Below are 15,868 nucleotides of genomic sequence, written 5' to 3'. Positions count from 1 at the left end.
TTCTGTAATGGCAGTGATGAGGATCTGTCTTTGGACGGATGTATCGCCTCGGAGCCGGAGAGAGAAATCTCGCTGTTGTGATAAACAGCGAGAGAGTAGATTCTCCCGGGATCGCCCGTTAGAGCGAATATGAAGCCCTGACTTTTGTCGTTTCGGCAAATCGGGGGAAACAAGGTGGTACCACGTTGCGACGAAGTTCCGACGTCCTTGGCGCAGGTTTTGCGTTGAGGATTTTTTGTTTTTCAACCATATAGCCATTCAAATCCCTATGTTTGAAAAAGTTGATCCGAAGGTTTCGTTTCCGAAGATGGAAGAAGAAATTCTCAAGTTTTGGGAGAGGGAGAAAATTTTTGAAAAGTCGGTGGAGAAGGATGCGCCGAAGGGAGACTTTGTATTCTATGAAGGACCGCCGACGGCCAATGGAAGGCCGGGGCTTCACCATGTGTTGGCGCGCTCCTTTAAAGATGTGATTCCGCGGTACAAAACGATGAAGGGCTATCGCGTGGTGCGAAAGGCCGGGTGGGATACGCACGGACTTCCGGTTGAGCTTCAGGTGGAGAAGGCTTTGGGATTGAAGAACAAACAGGAGATCGAAAGTATCGTGCCGGGCGATGCGCGCGCGAGCGTGATTGAGTTTAATAAGAAATGCAAAGAAAGCGTGTGGGAGTATCGTGACTTGTGGGAGAAGCTCACGCGGCGGATGGGCTACTGGGTGGATATGGAGCACCCGTATGTCACCTATGAGAACAGCTATATCGAGTCGCTCTGGTGGCAACTTGCGCAGATTGCGAAATTGAAGAATGCAAAAGGCGAGTCATTTATTTATAAGGGACACAAGGTGGTGCCGTATTGTTACCGATGTGGGACAGCGCTCTCGTCGCACGAAGTGGCGCAAGGGTACAAAGAAACGACAGATAACTCCGTGTATGTGAAATTCAAAGCAATACCCGGACAGAAAATCGGCGACTTTACGACGGATGATAAAACGTATTTTCTCGCCTGGACGACGACGCCATGGACGTTGCCGGGAAATGTGGCGCTCGCGGTGAATGAGGATTCCGAATATCGTGTCTTGAAATTTTCACGATCGCCCAATGGGGAATACTTGAAATGGTGGGACGATGCAGAAAAGAAAGAATCAATTATAGAAGGCTGTGAGAGTGAATATCTCATTCTTTCGCAAGAATTTTTGTTGAATCTTGGAAAAAAAGAAGGAGGATATATTTCTAAAGAACAATCTGACTATATTAGTAAGACCGGGCGTAGCGGTTTCCGCTATGAGTCTCCATCAGGTACAAGAATAAAGGCAAAGAGTCTTATTGGAATTAGATATGAACCACTCTTTCATGTTGCAGGAGAAGAAGATGTGAAGAAAAGTTTCAAGGTCGTTGCAGGAGATTTTGTGACGACGGATTCAGGAACAGGAATCGTGCATATCGCGCCGGCGTTCGGGGAAGATGATGCAAATGTGGCGAGGGAGAATGATCTGCCAACACTGCTGACGGTTGAAACAGATGGAACGATGAAGAAAGGATTCGGTCTTCCGGCGTGTGAAGGGATTCCGGTGAAGAAAATGAATGACAAGAATCGATACGCGGTGGATGACTTGGTGATTGAAGATTTGAAGAATCGCGGACTGCTTTTCAAGGAAGAACCGTACGAACACGAGTATCCGTTCTGCTGGCGATGCGATACGCCGCTTATCTATTATGCGAAGCCCTCGTGGTTTATCCGCATGTCGGAATTGCGGGAGGAACTCTCGAAAGGAAATGAATCGATCAATTGGGTGCCGGAACATATCAAAGACGGTCGCTTTGGCGAGTGGTTGCGAGGCGTGAAGGACTGGGCGATTTCGCGTGAGCGGTATTGGGGGACGCCGCTTCCTATTTGGGTGTGCGAGTCGGCGTCGTGCGGAAAAATGAGAGTGATCGAATCTGTCTCCGAATTGGAAAAACTTTCCGGAAAGAAACTCGATGATTTGCACAAACCGTATATCGACGAGGTTGAGTTTTCGTGCGAGTGCGGTAGTACGATGCGCCGGACGCCGGAAGTGTTGGACGTGTGGTTCGACTCTGGCGCGATGCCTCTGGCGCAATTTGGCTATCCGGCATCGACAAGTGGCGAAGAAAAGAAAAATATCGAAACCGGAAAAACATTTCCGGCGGACTATATCTGCGAAGCGATCGATCAGACGCGCGGGTGGTTCTATACGCTTCATGCGGTCGAGAATCTCTTGGCAAAGGCGAGCATCGTGAAAGAACACCGTGCGTACAAGAACGTGATCTGTCTCGGGCATATTCTCGATTCGAAGGGCAAGAAGATGTCGAAGTCGAAGGGGAATATCGTTGATCCGTTTGAGATGTTTGATCAGTACGGCGCGGACGCGCTTCGCTGGCTCTTGTTCTCGCTCAACCAGCCTGGACTTCCAAAGCGCTTCGATGTGAAAGGCATGCGCGATGTACAAAATCGCGTCTTCCGTATGCTCTGGAATTCGTATCTCTTCTTTGTAACCTACGCAAGTGTCGATAATTGGAAGCCAAATCGCTCCACTTCCGATTTCAATGCTTCGAATGTGATGGATCGGTGGATTCTCTCCGAATTGCAACTTGTGATCCGCGATGTTGATGGAGCACTTGGAATGTATGATGTGTACGGGGCGACGCAGAAAGTAGAGGTATTCCTTGATCAGCTTTCCAATTGGTACATTCGTCGTTCGAGAAAACGCTTCTGGAAGAATGAAAATGACGTTGATAAGGAACAAGCGTATCAAACGCTCTATGATGTTTTGGTGACGCTTTCGAAACTCTTGGCGCCGTTCACGCCGTTTATTGCGGAAGAGTTGTATCGGAATCTTACCGGAGAACAGTCGGTGCATTTGGCGGATTTTCCGGAAGTGAATGAAGGTTTGGTTGATGAGAAACTGAATACAGACATGAGATTGGTTCGCGAGATTGTCAGTGTGGGACTTTTGAAACGTGCGGAAGCGAAGATAAAGGTGAGGCAGCCCATATCTAATGTTAAGGCGGAAATTGAGATGAATCTGACGCAAGAATTCAAAGCTATTATAGCTGATGAACTGAATGCTAAATGTGTTGATGTTGTTGTTCACGTGAATGTTGTCTCGGCTAGGGCGTATATAAATAATCCAGTGGTAGTTGTGGACACTAACATCACTCCCGAACTCAAGCTCGAAGGCGAGGCGAGGGAGATTATTCGGGCGATTCAGGAGGGGCGAAAGAAGGCGGGATTCAATGTGGAGGACAGAATTGTGCTTGGGTATGATGGGAAGAAGGAGGTGTTTGAAGGTGATGCGTCGAAGAATATTTCCGGATTCCAAGACATGATCGCGCGGGAGGTATTGGCGACGGAAGTGAAGCAGGGTGAAGTTGCCAATTCTGAATATTCGGAGGAAGTGAAGATTGAAGGAGGGGTATTTCATTTTTGGCTGAAACGGGTATGAGTAAATTAATTGTTGTGTGCGGATTGCCTGGGTCTGGAAAAACGACGCTTGCGGCGGAACTTTCTCGGAAGTTACATATCGTTTGTCTGCACAAGGATGCAATCAAAGAACGACTGTATGATTTTCTTGATGGGAAGACGCTGGAGGAAAGTAAACTCTTTGGCCGAATATCAATACAACTTCTTCTCGCGATCGGGGAAGACATGGTCCGGAATGGGGTGGATATTATTCTGGAAAGCCCGTTCAATCACCCGGATAACCCAAAGACATTTAAACGATGGATTGATGAATATGGTGTAGAGGTAAAGAGTATTGTGTGTTTGGTGCATACAGAGGAACGAATGCGAAGAATGCGAGAGCGTCCGAGACATGACGCGCATCACGATCAGAAACGTTTAGAACTGAAAACAAACTTCGGAGACGAAGATTTTGATTATGAGTGTATACCGGGAAGGAAAATCTTTCTCGATACGTCGGTATCACATGAAGAAATTCTGGGAAAAGCGATGAGCTTTCTCGGTGATTCGTAATTTCCTACTTCTTCCTTCTTTATTCCGAATTCTTTTTTCCATGGACTTCTCTTATACTGCTATCGTGCTTGGGAAACGGGATATCGGCGAGACGGATCGGCTGTATACATTCTTCACGCAGGAAGGAGGAAAGGTGAAAGCGATGGGGCGCGGATCGCGGAAACCAGCCGCGAAGCTTGCAGGGCACTTGGAGACGCTTTCGCTGATTGATCTTTCGATTGCGCGGAGCCGCGGGCGGGGGAATATCTCGAGTGCGGTTGTGGAGAATATGTTTCCACATATACGGAGAGATGAGGTGTCGCTTCGAACAGCACTCGAAGCGGTATCTATCATTGATCGGCGCATGGAGGATGGCGAAGTGGATGCGGAAGTTTTTTTGCTGCTTCTGGGATTCTTGCGAGCACTTGAGATTGTGAGTGCATTGCCGCGGCAGGGGAGTGATGAAGTATCTCGATTTTCTGAGAAAGTATTTCTGCTTTCGCAGGGGTTTCTCTGGAAGTTTCTTGATCGGCTCGGCTATCGTATTGAAGTGCGTCGATGCGCAGCAGGACAGGAGTCTTTGGTGGCGGGCGAGCGATATTGTTTTAGTCCGGATCTTGGCGGCATTGTGTGCTCGCGTCATCGGGAGGGAGCGCGTCTCACTCTTCCGTTCGGGGAAAATGCCGTGAAATTCTTGCGACTCTTGTTTGTAAATTCACTGACTTCGCTTCCGAAGCTCTCTGTTGATCGCGAGACGGCTATCTCGCTTCGTCGCGCGCTCAAAAGTTTTCTTGATTGGACGGGATAGCGTTCTCCTTCATGGTACAATAGGGACGAATATGGATATTTGGAAACGAGCTGTTTGCGTTCGCGCGTTTTCCGTTGTCGAGGTGTTGCTCGGCGCGGCGCTTTTTGCGGTGTTCGCGTCAGGATCGATCGCGCTCCTCTTGCAGGGACTTGATGCGGATCGACTTGCGGAAGAAGAAAGCATTGCGTCGAATTACGCGAACGAAGGGATAGAGGCTCTTCGATCGATGAAGAATCAATCGTTTGCGTCGCTCGGAACAACAGCTACTTCCGGTATTGATCGTGTAGGGTCCGGAGGTACGTGGGCATTTTCGGGCACGTCGACCTCCTATGGGAAATATGTGCGAACGATATCGGTGGCACCGGTTGCTCGCGATGGCAGTGGGAATATTGTCTCGAGTGGCGGAACAAACGATCCTTTGAGTCGGAAAGTGACGTCGACGGTGACGTGGCCGGTTACGGCGGCGCGAACAAGTACGGTTTCATTTGTATCGTATCTTGACGATTGGCGTTTACCAATAAGCAGTGGTGGCAGTTGGATGAATCCGACACAGGTTGCGAGTGTGGATGTGTCCGGAACGAATGATGGCATTAGAATGCAAACGCAGGGAAATTTCGCCTATATGATTCGTCCGAGCGGGAGTCCGAATTTCTTAATCTTTGATGTGAGTAATCCATCGAATCCAATGATAGTCGGGTCCCTGGCAATGACAGGAACGCCAACGGATATTTCTATTTCCGGCGGGATTGCGGTTATTTCGAACAAAAACAATAACCAAGAGTTGCAAGTGGTGGACATAGCCGTGCCGTCTTCACCGAGTGTTGTTGGTATGCTCAATGCTCCCGGTACGGAAGATGCTCTTGGTGTTTTCTTGGTTGGTGCAACGGCATATGTGGTTCGAGCAATCGGTTCGGATGATGAGTTTGTTATTGCAAATGTTTCGACGCCGAATTCGCCGGTTCTGGTCGGCTCAATGAATCTCGGCGATAGTGGAAATGAAGTGGTTGTTTCGGGGAACTTCGCCTCTGTGGCATCGGCGAATGATACGCGGGAAGTACAAGTGGTGAATATTGCAATACCATCCTCGCCGTCTCTTGTGGGAGCGCTCAACCTTTCTGGAACGACCGACGCGACGACGGTGTCGCTTGCGGGGACGACACTCTTGGTGGGGCGAGGGAATGCTTTATACACAGTGAACGTTTCGAATCCGGGAAGCCCCTCGCTTCTTGGTTCCGTCAACGTGTCAGATACGGTGAATGATATCGCGCTCACGTTTGGAAATTCCAATACACTTGCTTTCTTGGCGACGAGCAGCAATTCAGCTGAATTTCAAGTGGTGGATATTTCCTCGCCGACATCTCCTTCTATTGTTAGTTCCGTGGATGTTTCCGGCAACACCGATCTTCTTGGCATTGCGTATAGTGATACATTGGACCAGGTACTTGGTGCCAGTGCTTCCAACACAGGGGAGTTTGTTGTGTTTGCGCCGTAGTCGCATATTTTGGAACTATGATGATATTTTCGGGAAGAATCCGGAGGCAGCAAGGATTTACGCTCATAGAGATGTTGCTCTATGTCGGTGTCGCCGGGATTGTTCTGACATCGCTCGTTGCGTTTGGGTGGAATATGATCGGTATTGGTGCTAAGAACGGAACACACAATGATGCTGTTTCAAATGTGCGGTTGGCATCTGAAAAGATTGCTTTCTTTATTCGAGAAGCGACGGACGTCGATACGGCGAATTCGAATTTCGGCGTGAATTTGGCAGAGGTTCCCGGATCGAAGCTGACGCTTCAGGGAGTTGCTCCGAATACGCCGATTGTGGTCGATGTTGCGAATAGGATGCTTCGGGTTGCTGTCGGCGCCTCGGCGCCTGTTGAGTTGACGTCGACGAATGTTGCGGTGAGTTCTCTTGTATTTATCAATGCCTCTTCATCTGATGGAAATTCAAAGAATATCGGTTTCGAAATCATGCTTAGGACGGTATCCTCGGGGAATCGCTTTGAATATGCGAGCTCGACCGCTCTCCGATCTTCTGCCGAACTTCGATCAAACCCGCTTTAATATTTCTCCGTTTATGCGGCAGTCTCGCGGTTTCATCGTTCTCTCCATGGTGTTTATTCTTCTCGCAGTGTCACTTGCGCTCGGGGTGACGGTTACTATTCTTTCGGTTGGCAATGCACAGACATCCTTCGCAATTTCTGAAGGAATGGAAGCTCGCGATATGCTCGACGGATGCATCGAAGATATGCTGCTCTTTTCGCGAGGGAGCGATTCCTACGCCGGCGGGACTATTGCGCGTCCGGAGGGGTCTTGTGTGGCGACAATTTCGAAATCGGGAAGTCAGTGGACGGCGACTGTGCGAACTGGCGGATCTTTTGATCAGGCAGCGGAAGTGATCTTTACTCGGGCGAGTTCGGGGGTGACGATGGTGAGCTGGCATGCGGTTCCATAGTATCGCTCGTCTTTCGTACGCGGAAGGGTGTATACTGAAAGGTACAAGGTTTGTCGTCCTATGTTTGATACCAAAGGAATTCTTTTTATAACCCCGAATGCTGTTCGAGGCTTTTCGATTCAGGGTGAAAAAGTGACAGAGCTGGTGAATCTCTCGTGGACAACGGAAAATATCGGTTCCGTTTTGGGAACGGCTCGAGCGGCAGTCGGTCGCACGGTGCGGCTTTTGGTTGGTGAGCAGTTTTCCTATGTCGCGACACTTTTTTTGCCACAGGGAGAAACCTACTCCTCTTCGGAGAGGGAGCGCCTCGCGGTTCGAGACCTTGCGGGGAAATTTATTCCGGAAAATCTCGCCGAGAGCGCCTGGGATTACCAGGAAATTTTGTTGCCTGATTCATCGCTCGGGCGTCCGGTGCAGGTTGTGTCATTGGTGGCGTCGTTTGCCCGCGTGGTGATACCAGCGCTTCGTGAGGCGGGCTTTCGCATACCGGTCTCATTGCCGGAGTCATGCGCAGTGGCTAGGCTGTTTTCGGATCGGGAAGAGCCGATACTCTTGGTATACAAGAGCGGATTTTTCTTTGTGGCCGGTGTGATGAAAGGCATTGTGCTTTCGAGTGCCACTTCTCTTCAGGGACTGACATTTGAGACAGTGGAAACGGTCGGGCGGTTTATGAAGGATCGGTTCAATTTTTCTCCCTCGAAGATCATCTTTGTTGGTTCTTGTACGGAAAATGATTTAATAGATTTCGATCGGGCGCGAGCGGAACAATCCGGGTTTTCAATAGAATTCTCCGATAAGAATGCTTTGATCGGACTTGCATCGAAGAAAGATATATCCGGAAGGGATTCGGAAGTTCTTTCCGTCGAGTTGAGTATTGCGGAGGAAAATTCGCCGGATGATGAGAAAGAATCTGCCAATGCTGAGTCGGAAACATCTGAGCGATTCGGTTTGCACAAGCTTGATGAACATGTGTCCGCCGGTCGATCGTCCGGGGCTGATCGATCTCATTCGCTCGTCTCAAATCGTACCAAAGTGCTTGCCGTGGCTTTCGTAGCGGTTGTCCTCGCAGGAGGCGGGGCTATTGCAGTGATGCTGCGGAATCGGCAAGAAATGCCATCGGGAGTACTCGATTCGGCGCCTCTTCCACAATCAGAAGCTCCTCTGATAGAAGATGCTCCTCCGGTCGATAAGGAAGGTGATGATACAGCTTCTTTGTCTGGTGGGGATTTGCCATTGGAGGATGCGGAGGAGATAACTCATGGGAGTTTTCGTGTAGCTATTGAAAATGGGAGCGGTGTTCCCGGGGCGGCATCGAATCTTGGACAGGATCTTTCCGAAGAAGACTTTGTGATATCCGGGGTTCGTACGGCGTTGTCGCGCTTCGCTGTCTCGTTTGTTCGTGCGAAAGAATCCGTGCCAGATGAATTTCTCGATGAACTCTTGGCGAATGCCGGGTTGAATTTTTCACTTGAACGCCGTCGAGATATGCCGGACGATTCCAATGAAGATGTGATTCTCGTACTTGGAGCAGACAGTTCGAACTCGTTGTAAATCCGTCTCTTTCCGAAATATGGAGCATCTCCTGAGAAAACCGACGCAATCTGCTCGAGGGTTTACGCTGCTTGAGATTCTTTTGGTTATCGGGATGATTGCTGTATTGGCAACCGTTGTTTTGGTGGCGCTCGACCCGGCAAAACGCTTCCGAGATGTGCGAGATGCGAAGCGTGCGACCGATGTGCAGTCGATTCTTTCGGCAATCCAGACCTCCATAGTGGACAACCAGGGGACGATGCCTGCGGGTCTCTCGACAACGGAGAAACAACTTGGTACGGGGCCGGGGTGTGCTCTCTCAACAGGGGGATGTGCGGTTGCCGGCAATACCGATTGCATTGATTTTTCTTCAACACTTGCCAAATATCTGAAAACGATTCCAAAAGATCCGAATGGCGGAACAGTGGCGCTGACGCGGTATTCCGTGGTGGTTGATACGAATGGCATCGTAACTGTAAAGGCCTGTAGTGCAGAAGGGGGGACGAATATTTCCGTTTCGCGCTGAGGCGACTCTGAGAAATGTGATATACTGGAAAGTGTTTCTATATCTATCCGTTAAAAACAAAAACGATATGGTGAGATAATAGCATCATCTTGTAATTCTCTTGCTTCGCCAGTGTGTGGCAAGGATTTTATGTGCAATATGGATAGTGTTTAAATCATATAAATGAAAAATATATGAGGCAGCAGAAAGGGTTTACGCTCATGGAAATTCTCTTGGTGATCGGTTTGCTCGCGGTGCTCGCGGTAGTGGTATTCGTTGCGCTTGATCCGGCGAAGCGATTCCAAGATACGCGAAATGCACGTCGTACGACGGATATCCAAAATATTCTCTCAGCGGTGCATACGTATGTGAACGATTCTAAGGGAATCTTCCCCGCGGCGATTACTTCGACGGAGATGCAAATCGGGACAGCAACAACCGGATGTGCTATTTCAACCGGAGGCTGCAATGTTGCGGGTGCAACCAACTGCGTCGATCTCTCGACGGCACTTGGGAGCTATCTGAAGAGCATTCCGACCGATCCGAACGGTACAGCGGCACTCACGGGCTATTCCATTGTTAAAGACTCTAACAATATGGTGACCGTTCGCGCCTGCAATGCCGAAGGCGGTGTCACTGTGATGACGAGCCGGTAAACGTTTACTTGGAAAGAGCGATTAACAAGAGCGGTACTTTTAGGGTATCGCTCTTGTCTTTTTGTCTTGTTTCGCGGTTTCTTCCGCGGTATACTGCGAGGACTATTTCTTTTATTCACGAGATATATATGGAACGTTCAAAAATTTTCGAGGAGATAGAGATGTTGCGAGGGTCACGTGTTGTGGCATATGTGACGAGTGATCGACAGGGGCCGGTCAATGCGCGGGTGGCGATGGATATCATTCCGATTGTCAGCAAACAACTGCGCGCGATCGGAAAGGTCAAGCGCATCGATCTCGTGCTCTATAGCGCCGGCGGCGACACGATGGTGCCGTGGCGGCTCGTCTCGATGATACGCGAATACTGCGATGAATTCGGCGTGCTTGTGCCGTACAAAGCGCACTCTGCGGCGACGATGATTGCGCTCGGCGCGGATGAGATTGTCATGAGTGATATGAGCGAGCTTTCGCCGATCGATCCGTCGACATCGAACTTTTTCAATCCCGCCGATCCCAAGAATCCGGACGGACGCATCCAGATTTCGGTTGAAGAAGTGATGAGCTACTTTGACCTTGCAAAGAACAAATTTGGCGTAAAGAGCGACGAGAAACTCGCGGATATCTTCATGAAATTCATGGAGGCGACGCCCTCAATTCATCCGCTTGCCTTGGGCAATGTGAATCGGACGCACAATCTCATCAAGGTGCTTGCCGAGCGACTGCTCAAGAGTCACGCGCACCCGATGTCGAAAGAAAAGATTGCGAGCATTATCGAACACTTTACGGAGAAACTCTATTCGCATCAGTACTATATCGGGAGAAAAGAAGCGCGCGAGGATCTCAGCGTCTCGACGATTGTTGATGCTGCGTCGGAACTTTCCGAGAGGCTCTCTCGGCTCTATGAGTCCTATGCTGCCGATATGCATCTTACCGAGCCGTGGAATCCGGAAATGGAAATAGATGGGCGGAGCGAGAATCAGCGCGACTACAACATTGCCTTTGTCGAGTCACGCGAGAAAAGCGCCGCTTTCGGAATTTCTCTGGCATTCAAAAAACTCCAGCAGCTCGTCCCGCAACAAACTCCCGGCGGCGTCGTAAATGTCCAACAAGAACAAATCGTCTGGCGCATTGTCGGGCAGGGGTGGAGGTAGAGAGTAATTTATAACGAAATGTGATTTACTGCATGAAACTATAGAAAGTGGCAATAGGCACCGATTGAAGATGAACTCAATAACGTTTTGTCTGTCGTACTTGACAGTTATTTAGTCTTATGCTAGGGTTCCAACATCGCGGTGTTCTCTTGAACACAGGGAAGCGATCGTCTATGGAAAAGTCCATGGCGCATATTTCAGGACATTAACAATATTTGAGAGGTGTCTCATGAAAATTAAGGCAGTCTTTCGGTTTTTGTGTTTGCTGCTGGTCATCTCTTCATTCCCAGTCTTTGCAGCGCCTACTATTCACGTGGGCGGGGGGAGTAAGACAGGGGAATACATCAACATTGCCGGGTCGATTTGCTCGACTCTCGGCACCTTGTTTAGCTGTACTCCGGAAGAAACCGGTGGCACCGTCGATAACGGCGAACGTCTGCTGGCGGGAACGCTGGACATCGCTCTGATGAAGGGTGATGTCGCCGCCGCTCTCGCCGATAATAATCCCGGCAAAGTCAATGTGATTCGGTATGTTGCCGGCGAAGCCGTTCTGGTTTTTATGAAGCCGGAAATCGCGGCGGCCGTCGGCAGCTGGGTGGGTGTGAAGGAGAATGCCTTTCTGGTTTCCATTGGTCTGCCGGGGGAGAAATCGGGTGATGCGGCACTCTTCCGCTCGTTGCAGAGTGTGCAAGGGTCATCGCTCAAAGATGCCGATGTAACCGTTTTCAAGGATCGCGCGGAGCTGGTCTCTGCCGTGGAAAGCGGGAGGGTGAAAATCGGCTTCTTGGTGCAGTATCCGAATCCAGATAATGCCACCTTCAGGGCTATCAATGATGCCGGGTTGGTTATCATGGGCGTCATCGATCCGGACTTTTCCCAGATGCTGTTTGGCGAGAAGTTCGCCGTAAAGCCGGTTATGGTGGGGAATGCCAGGATGTGGGGCTTTGGCGGATCTGCCAAGTCGATTGAGACGGTCACGGTTCCGGTTGGCGTAGTTGCTCGTGATCCGCGCTTGATCCAGGATCCGGCGCAGCAGAGGACATTGGCGGCGGCAATCAAAAAGGTTGCTGCAACTGAAGAAGTTGCCCTCATGCCTCCGGCGGACTGGATGCAAGGCCTTATCAATGCAGCATCAACCAAGATCGGGCAGGGGACCGATGCGCTGGTAACGCGAGCGAAATCATTGGCGAGTGGCGCAAAGGAGCGCTTATCGTCCCTCACCAAGTGAGTGCTGGTTAGGTAATAGTGTTGTTTTGACGGCTCGTTTCCCTTTTGGATTCGAGCCGTTCTCTTTCTCATTCTTTTGGAGAGTATCTCATGAAAACACGATTTGCTGTTACCGTTATTCTGGTATACATCCTGTTTTTTTTGACGTATAACCCGTCCGGGTATTCGTTCGCGACTCAAGTAATCGATCTTGCGAAGAATCCGATTGGATGGATTATCATAGCCGTGTTTCTCGCTGTCTGGTGCGCCGTCTTGTACTTCGTGTACATTAGCACTCGCGTAGTGGTTACAGGGGTCGTGCTTATCTGTATGGGGCTTCTGTTGTATAACCTCTACTACTATCAAGCGGATGTTTTGTTTTCGAATCAATGGATATCGCTCTGCGTGTGGTATCTACTCGCGGCAGTTGGCGTTGCCACTTGCCTGTTGTGGCCGCGCATTCGCCGAGGCGTTACAGGTGTCTATTCGACAGCTGTTGTAGAATCGCCGGAAGAGGAAGACGGGGAGTGAACATTCCTTCATCCGAATGAAAAAACGTGTAGGCATTTGACTGTGACCCGCGGTTACCGAGAGGTGATCGCGGGGTTTTTATTATAAAGTTTTGGTTAAATGAAACTGTAGCACAGCCTGTTTGAGTTCGATGAAACAACAAATAAGCGTCAAAAAATAGGGAAGTTATCCTTGTCTTCTGACAATTTCCGTGCTAGGATAGCGGTCTATGCTTATCGATGATGTTACTCTTGAGGTTTCCGCTGGGAAGGGTGGGGACGGCGTGGTGCGGTTCACGCGGACCATGATGAATGAGGGTCCGACCGGCGGGAATGGCGGGCGCGGTGGAAGCGTCTTTCTGTTGGGTGTGTCGGATCTGGGCGCGCTTCGCCAGTTTCGATCGGTGAAGAGCGCGCGTGCGGGAAATGGCGGCAATGGCGAGCAGAACATGCGGACCGGTGCCGATGGTGCCGACAAGATAGTGCGTGTGCCGGTAGGGACGGTGGCACATGATGTGGCACAGGGCAAAGACTATGACATTGTGTTTCCCGGGCAGAAAGTGTTGGTGGCGCGTGGCGGAAACGGCGGATTTGGAAACTTCCATTTTCGGTCGAGTCGGAATACGACGCCGAATCGAGCGAATCCGGGGCTGCCCGGAGAATCGGTGACGCTCCGTTTGGAGCTCAAAATGATAGCTGATATCGGGCTTATCGGGTATCCCAATGTGGGAAAGTCGAGCCTTCTCAATGCGCTTACTGATGCGTCGAGCAAGGTGGGGAATTACCGGTTTACGACGCTTGAACCGCATCTCGGGGTGTATTTTGACACGATCATCGCAGACATTCCGGGGCTCATTGAGGGTGCTTCGAAAGGGAAGGGTTTGGGGCACAAGTTTTTGCAGCATATCGAGCGGACGAGGGTGTTGTTCCACCTTGTTGCAGCGGATAGCAAGACGCCGGTGACGGACTACATGAATATTCGCCGGGAACTCAAACGGTACAATCCGAAGCTTCTTGAGAAGCCGGAGTGGATAGTGGTGTCGCGCGCCGATGAGCGAATTCCCGAGTTGGTGGCGAAGGTTGCAAAAGCGCTTTCGCGGAAGAATTCGAAAGTGCTTACGCTCTCTATACTTGATGATCAGAGTCTTCTTCTTATGCGAGAGACGATTGCTGAGATCGCGCGAGAATTTTCTGGTCAATCTTCTGATAAAGCTTCAGATAAGCCATTGTCTGAAGCTATCGAGCTCGGGTCTTGACGTCATGTACATAATCTGCTATTATTGGGCGTTGTAGTGCCTATTCGGTTTTCCGGCATTCTTTTCCTTTCGATCCGTCAGTAGTATTTTTGGGATGCGATAAGGTCCGGTATGTCGGTTTCGAATACGGTAGAAGCTTTTTTCTCGGAAGGGTTTTCGAGTCTGGTCCAAAAGAAGTTTCCTCGCAGCATGTTTCTCGCTGTGCAGAGTCTTGGGAAATCAATTTCCCACTGAAAGACACAGGCGTCATATTTGAACGACGTCGCGCAAGGGAAGAAAAGTGCAGCGAGGCTACACATCATCATCTGAAACGGCGCTCTCTGTTCGTATGTTCGAGGGATCCTTTTCGGAGGATTCCGTTTTTGTTTGGCACGCTTCGTTTTTCGAAATGAAGCGTGCGCAAAACGGGACATAATTTATTAGAGAGTTTGCCTATGTTTCAGGAGAGAAGTTTTCGATCGCATACTTCGCGACCGAAGTGGAGCGCGCCGAAACGCGTGACCAAAAAGGGCGGTCGAGGGAAATCGTCGCTTGAGAGAAATTTTGATATTTCACAATTTGTAAAAAAGGCCGTTGTCTCTGCGGAGACGGAAACCTTTCAGCCGGAACATTCGTTTTCGGATTTTTCCATACATGAGAAATTGAAGAAAATAATTGCCGATCGGAATTTTGAAAATCCGACGCCGATTCAGGATTCGGCGATACCATTTGTTCTTTCCGGGCGTGATGTGATTGGTATCGCGAATACCGGAACGGGAAAGACAGCGGCATTTCTTATTCCACTTATCAATAAAATATTCCATGCGTCGAAGTATGAATTTGCGCTTATTCTCGTCCCAACACGCGAGCTCGCGCTCCAGATTCAGGTGGAATTTCTCGCGTTTTCCAAGGGATCAGGACTTCGGTCTGCGGTTGTGATCGGCGGGGCGCACATGCACTCGCAGGTGCGCGATCTGCGTGCGCGTCCAAACTTTATTATCGGGACGCCGGGTCGTATCAAGGATTTGATCGAACGGCGGCTTCTCGACATATCAGGCGTGAACAATATCGTGCTCGACGAGGTCGACCGTATGCTTGATATGGGATTTGTGCGGGATATCAAGCATATTTTGTCACTCGTGAAGAAAGAGCGGCAGTCACTCTTTTTCTCGGCGACGATGGAAGCGGGTGTCCGCGAGATTGCCAAATCATTTCTTACCAATCCGGTGACGGTGTTTGTCAAATCGCGCGCGACGTCGGAGAATGTCAATCAGGATGTCGTACATGTGAATGGTCGCGAAGAGAAAATCGAGCGGCTTCATGAGATGCTCCTCCAGGAAACGTTTCGGAAAGTGCTCGTATTCAGCAAGACGAAACATGGCGCGGAAAAACTTGCTCGGACGCTTTTTGATCGCGGGTTCAAGACGGGGGCGATTCATGGTGATTTGTCGCAAGGACAGCGAGAGCGCTCACTTGCAAAGTTTCGTGACGACCATGTTCGTATTTTGGTGGCGACCGATGTTGCGGCTCGTGGACTCGATATTGATGGCGTCACGCATGTGATCAACTACGATCTTCCGATGACGTACGAAGACTATATCCATCGCATCGGCCGAACCGGTCGCGGCTCGAAAATCGGTCACGCTTTTACTTTTGTTGACAGTACCGAAGTCGACTCTCGCGGTTCGTCGTCGCGGTCATTCGCATCTTCCGGGCGAAGACGCCGGTAGGGATCTCTTGGCTTTCCAGCATTATTCTTCTGTATTTGTTCGGGACTGCCACTACTTATAGTGGCAGTCCTTGTGTTTTATTATAAAATGTGATACAAAAGTATCGTACAGAGA

At 49.9% G+C, this 15,868-nt stretch carries 14 protein-coding genes; all 14 read left to right on the top strand.

All coding sequences use genetic code 11. From position 1 onward, the window contains the following. The first annotated feature begins 268 nt into the window (after window positions 1–268). The 14 genes from IPK84_02020 to IPK84_01955 all read left to right on the top strand — a co-directional run bounded on the left by IPK84_02020 (window position 269) and on the right by IPK84_01955 (window position 15,754). Window positions 269–3,460: an isoleucine--tRNA ligase gene (locus IPK84_02020; GenBank protein ID QQS16113.1), complete on the top strand. Its 3,192-nt coding sequence runs from the start codon at window positions 269–271 to the stop codon at window positions 3,458–3,460. After that, window positions 3,457–3,990, top strand: coding sequence for an ATP-binding protein (locus IPK84_02015; protein ID QQS16112.1), 534 nt, complete (start codon window positions 3,457–3,459; stop codon window positions 3,988–3,990). Before IPK84_02020 ends, IPK84_02015 begins: the two co-directional genes overlap by 4 nt. A gap of 40 nt (window positions 3,991–4,030) precedes the next feature. After that, window positions 4,031–4,777, top strand: a complete 747-nt coding sequence (gene recO / locus IPK84_02010; protein QQS16111.1) for a DNA repair protein RecO — start codon at window positions 4,031–4,033, stop codon at window positions 4,775–4,777. A gap of 31 nt (window positions 4,778–4,808) precedes the next feature. Further along, complete coding sequence (locus tag IPK84_02005) at window positions 4,809–6,269, top strand: hypothetical protein (protein QQS16110.1); 1,461 nt, start codon at window positions 4,809–4,811, stop codon at window positions 6,267–6,269. A 17-nt stretch (window positions 6,270–6,286) separates the two neighbouring features. Next, entirely contained in the window at window positions 6,287–6,841 is a 555-nt protein-coding gene (locus IPK84_02000; protein ID QQS16109.1) for a prepilin-type N-terminal cleavage/methylation domain-containing protein, read from the top strand. Then, window positions 6,786–7,232 (top strand): hypothetical protein, encoded by a 447-nt coding sequence (locus tag IPK84_01995; GenBank protein QQS16108.1) that lies wholly within the window; start codon window positions 6,786–6,788, stop codon window positions 7,230–7,232. The genes IPK84_02000 and IPK84_01995 overlap by 56 nt, the downstream gene beginning before the upstream one ends. A gap of 60 nt (window positions 7,233–7,292) precedes the next feature. Further along, complete coding sequence (locus IPK84_01990) at window positions 7,293–8,783, top strand: LytR C-terminal domain-containing protein (protein ID QQS16107.1); 1,491 nt, start codon at window positions 7,293–7,295, stop codon at window positions 8,781–8,783. Window positions 8,784–8,802: 19 nt separating this feature from the next. After that, a complete protein-coding gene (locus IPK84_01985; GenBank protein ID QQS16106.1) occupies window positions 8,803–9,288 on the top strand; it encodes a type II secretion system protein in 486 nt (161 codons plus the stop codon). 173 nt (window positions 9,289–9,461) lie between these two features. Continuing rightward, the gene (locus IPK84_01980) at window positions 9,462–9,923 is read left to right on the top strand and encodes a prepilin-type N-terminal cleavage/methylation domain-containing protein (GenBank protein ID QQS16105.1); all 462 of its coding nucleotides are present in this window, start codon (window positions 9,462–9,464) and stop codon (window positions 9,921–9,923) included. A 128-nt stretch (window positions 9,924–10,051) separates the two neighbouring features. Then, the gene (locus IPK84_01975; protein QQS16104.1) at window positions 10,052–11,074 is read left to right on the top strand and encodes a hypothetical protein; all 1,023 of its coding nucleotides are present in this window, start codon (window positions 10,052–10,054) and stop codon (window positions 11,072–11,074) included. Window positions 11,075–11,303: 229 nt separating this feature from the next. Continuing rightward, on the top strand, window positions 11,304–12,302 hold the full coding sequence (locus tag IPK84_01970; protein QQS16103.1) for a hypothetical protein: 999 nt from the start codon (window positions 11,304–11,306) through the stop codon (window positions 12,300–12,302). 89 nt (window positions 12,303–12,391) lie between these two features. Then, complete coding sequence (locus tag IPK84_01965; GenBank protein ID QQS16102.1) at window positions 12,392–12,811, top strand: hypothetical protein; 420 nt, start codon at window positions 12,392–12,394, stop codon at window positions 12,809–12,811. A gap of 208 nt (window positions 12,812–13,019) precedes the next feature. After that, entirely contained in the window at window positions 13,020–14,045 is a 1,026-nt protein-coding gene (gene obgE, locus IPK84_01960) for a GTPase ObgE (protein QQS16101.1), read from the top strand. A 434-nt stretch (window positions 14,046–14,479) separates the two neighbouring features. Then, window positions 14,480–15,754, top strand: coding sequence for a DEAD/DEAH box helicase (locus IPK84_01955; protein ID QQS16100.1), 1,275 nt, complete (start codon window positions 14,480–14,482; stop codon window positions 15,752–15,754). Window positions 15,755–15,868: the final 114 nt, after the last annotated feature.

This window comes from Candidatus Moraniibacteriota bacterium, from assembly GCA_016699875.1.
Taxonomy (GTDB): Bacteria; Patescibacteriota; Minisyncoccia; order Moranbacterales; family UBA1568.
This window is presented reverse-complemented; position numbering and strand designations above follow the sequence as displayed.